Genomic DNA, 3,238 nt, shown 5'->3' on the forward strand with positions numbered 1-3,238 from the left:
GGAGAGAGTATTTAAATTTCTTAATTTCCTATGTGATTTATGGTGTGGTGGCAGGGGTGTCACTATTGTTCTTAGTTGGTTTTATCTTGCTGCCTATCGTATGTATTGCCCAAATCATTTTCACGATTATTGCCGCAGTTAAAGCATACGAGGGAACTGAGTATCGAATCCCATTTATTTTCCGAATTCTATAAAGTTCAAATGTCCGGCTATTTGCGGACATTTTTTTCTCTCCAATAATAGAGAAAAGAGGGGTAAGATGTATAATGAAGAACCGAGACATATTTACTTAGCTCTATCGGTCGGCCTGCTGTTTATTTCTCCTATTTTGCTTTTTATTCTTCCTCAGACCTTGATCAACCTCTTCCAAGAATCCACAGATACCTGGGTGACAGTCGCAACTCGTGTTAACTATTTTGTGTGTGGAGCAGGTTTTCTTCTGCTGGTTATGTCTTTATTTCTCCTATTTTGGTTTGACAGAAGCAATTGGTCTAAAACTGCTAGTTTTATATGTGTCTGTGTTGGTCTATGGCTGTTCTACAGTGCTTCACAAACCTTTCAGTCATTTTCTACAACTGGGATTGTCTATAAAACGGTTTTCTCAAATGAAACGCATCGTTATGAGTGGAGTGATATACAAGAATTAACGTATTCACTAGAAACAGAAAAAAAGACTGGAGCGTACGTGATTACCTTTGATGACAAAAACCAAATACAGGTTAATGAGAACGGTTATATTAAGAACATTCGACGTGCTATTCTTACCCAGGCAAAGGTAAATAATGTTGAAATTAAAGAAATTAAGCAACCAAATTGAAAGATGTCCAGTTGAACCCTGTTATTTAAAATGTCCGAATAAACAGTAAATGCTTCTATCTTTGCGTTTATAGGAATATAGTAGTTTTAATAGAGTAATCCATTAAGGAAAAAACACGTCCAAAGGGAGTTTGCTATGGATATTCGAACCTACTATAATCAAATCGCTAAAATGTGTTTCTATGCAGCTTGGACTTGTACAGGCTTAGCCTTTGTTTTTTTTATTTTGAAGGTCATGAAAGTACTTGATACAAATGTATTTTTCATTACTGGACCTTTTATTCTGCTTTCTCTCATTTACTTCATTGGCTACCGTATTTATGAAAACCGGCTGATTAATTTTCCAGAAATGGTTGTTCAAAAAAATAGTGATTTATTTGAAGAAGAAAACCTGCTTGTAACCTTTCTACCAGCTCCAACGTTACGAATGCTGCTTTTCATGCCAAATGGCAAGCTGGTAGGAGAAGTTCGTGATCAGAATATGAAATGGTATTTATGGCTGATTCCTAGTGTCCTTTCTATTATTTTACCGAAAAAGTATGGGCTTTATGGAGCGGATGGGGAAATGGTGGCTGAATATAAGCTAAGAGGAGGAATCAAACAGGGTGTAACGATGATCGTAAATGGTGAAGCGATAGGATCCTTTCGACAAACATATAAAGAATCTTTGTTTTCATTTAAAGGAGAGATAAGGGGCCAAAATGGAAGTGAGTGGATGACTGTCAATCCTAATAATTTCTTTACAAATTTCGAAATAAAAGATCAGACAGGAGCTACCATTGTTACATTTCAAAAAGGTTGGATGCCAAGGGAATGGAGTACAATCTTTAAAGAATTGAACACACCTATCCTTACCTTTCATTCTTCAGCGCAGATCAATGACAAAATCGTGGTTCTTGGGTATGTGGCCTCAGTTTATAATCACCGGTCCAACTAAAGGCTTATTTTTGAGCAAAATGTGAACAATATAAATTAAATATTAGTATAATGTTTATTAAATAAAAAAATACATAGAAAGACTGGTGAGTAAGATGACATTGTTACATGAAATTGTTGACTTTAATAAAAAGTTTGTCAATGACGAAGAATACGTGAAGTATGAAACAGATAAGTTTCCAGATAAACGGATGCTGGTGCTAAGCTGTATGGATACACGGCTGGTTGAACTGCTTCCTAAATCTATGAATATTAGAAATGGCGATGTAAAATTCCTTAAAACAGCTGGCGCTATTGTGTCACATCCATTTGGCAGTGCGATGCGTAGTATTCTTGTGGCTATCTATGAGTTACATGCAGATGAGATTTTTGTTATTGGTCATCATGATTGCGGCATGTCATCCGTAGATGTGGATTCCATCATCAGTAAGATGACTGACCGGGGAATTTCGGAACAAACCATTGAAACAATTGAACATTCGGGTATTCATTTACGCAACTTTTTAAGAGGGTTCGATGATGTTTCAGAGAGTATCAAAAATAGTGTAAGTGTGATTAGAAACCATCCACTTGTTCCTAAGGAAATTCCGATTCATGGGCTGGTAGTTGCACCTGATACAGGAAAATTAGATGTCATCGTTGATGGATACGAGTTGACACAAAAATAAATTGTGTAAGAAACCAACCAGGCTGCCAAAAATATTTGGCAGCCTATATCTGTCTAAATTGTATAAATCTTAGAAAGATAGTTGATTAGTTCAGATTTTCTGGTAAAATCACAGAGTGTAGTTTGTCACATAAACAAACGGGCGGGCGAGGGATACTAGTAAAAAGGAACGATTATGAAACCGAACAGATTATTAGAGAAGACCTTTAAGCTGACTGAAAACCAGACGAAAACGAAACGTGAAGTTCTCGCCGGTACAGTTAGTTATTTTACGATTGTGTACATCATGATTGTGAATGCAATGATTCTTGCAGAAGCGGGTATTCCGCTCGAAGCAGCGGTCACAGCGACAGTTTTGTTGTCAGCAGCAAGTTGTCTTTTAATGGGGTTTTGGGCGAATATGCCGATTATTCTTGTACCAGGAATGGGCGTTAATGCTCTATTTGCTTACACGATGGTCCAAACGATGGGGCTTACTTGGCAATCAGCTTTAGGAGCTGTGTTCCTTTCAGGAGCTATCTTTGTGGTTATTGCTTTTACTCCATTTGCCCGGATTATTAATGAGGCCATTCCAGATTCACTTAAAGAAGCAATATCGATTGGTCTTGGACTATTTTTACTTTTATTAGGTCTTGAAAAAGGCGGTCTAGTCGTCAGCGGTTCCAGCTCGATATTAGCGATGGGTCATTTAAATGATCCTGAGGTGCTGGTGATGGTCTTGACACTTCTATTGGCCATCGGCTTATTTCTGAAAAATGTTCCAGGGAACTTCTTACTGACGATTGTTGGAGGAACGTTACTTGCTTTTTGCTTCGGTAC

At 37.5% G+C, this 3,238-nt stretch carries 5 protein-coding genes; all 5 read left to right on the forward strand.

Annotation, left to right across the window (positions count from 1 at the left end; genetic code table 11):
- The coding region (locus tag AC52RT_RS17835) for a DUF4870 domain-containing protein (RefSeq protein WP_495541993.1) at positions 1-194 on the forward strand (194 nt) is incomplete at its 5' end.
- 65 nt (positions 195-259) lie between these two features.
- Positions 260-817 (forward strand): hypothetical protein, encoded by a 558-nt coding sequence (locus tag AC52RT_RS17840; protein ID WP_495541994.1) that lies wholly within the window; start codon positions 260-262, stop codon positions 815-817.
- A gap of 135 nt (positions 818-952) precedes the next feature.
- Positions 953-1,753 carry a hypothetical protein gene (locus AC52RT_RS17845; protein ID WP_495541995.1) on the forward strand — a complete coding sequence of 267 codons (801 nt, stop codon included), beginning with the start codon at positions 953-955 and terminating at the stop codon, positions 1,751-1,753.
- Between the two features lie 94 nt (positions 1,754-1,847).
- Positions 1,848-2,420 (forward strand): beta-class carbonic anhydrase, encoded by a 573-nt coding sequence (locus AC52RT_RS17850; protein WP_495541996.1) that lies wholly within the window; start codon positions 1,848-1,850, stop codon positions 2,418-2,420.
- A 174-nt stretch (positions 2,421-2,594) separates the two neighbouring features.
- On the forward strand, positions 2,595-3,238 hold a 644-nt coding region (locus AC52RT_RS17855; protein ID WP_495541997.1), incomplete at its 3' end, for a solute carrier family 23 protein.

It is taken from the genome of Peribacillus sp. (assembly GCF_059453735.1).

Coding starts and splice junctions, on each gene's coding strand:
- AC52RT_RS17840 (WP_495541994.1), top strand. CDS start 260: ATGTATAATGAAGAACCGAGACATATTTACTTAGCTCTATCGGTCGGC.
- AC52RT_RS17845 (WP_495541995.1), top strand. CDS start 953: ATGGATATTCGAACCTACTATAATCAAATCGCTAAAATGTGTTTCTAT.
- AC52RT_RS17850 (WP_495541996.1), top strand. CDS start 1,848: ATGACATTGTTACATGAAATTGTTGACTTTAATAAAAAGTTTGTCAAT.